Consider the following 294-nt stretch of genomic DNA (forward strand, 5'->3'; position numbering starts at 1 on the left):
CCTACGGGGGGCAGCAGTGGGGAATATTGGACAATGGGCGAAAGCCTGATCCAGCAATGCCGCGTGAGTGATGAAGGCCTTAGGGTTGTAAAGCTCTTTTACCCGGGATGATAATGACAGTACCGGGAGAATAAGCTCCGGCTAACTCCGTGCCAGCAGCCGCGGTAATACGGAGGGAGCTAGCGTTGTTCGGAATTACTGGGCGTAAAGCGCGCGTAGGCGGTTACTCAAGTCAGAGGTGAAAGCCCGGGGCTCAACCCCGGAACTGCCTTTGAAACTAGGTAACTAGAATCT

Annotated in this window: 1 rRNA gene; it reads left to right on the forward strand. The window is 54.8% G+C overall.

The window, feature by feature from the left end:
- A 16S ribosomal RNA gene (locus ACTHSX_RS10600) occupies positions 1 to 294 on the forward strand; the annotation flags it as partial.

The sequence above is a fragment of the Neisseria sp. P0014.S002 genome (assembly GCF_051958295.1).
Lineage (GTDB): Bacteria > Pseudomonadota > Gammaproteobacteria > Burkholderiales > Neisseriaceae > Neisseria > Neisseria flavescens_B.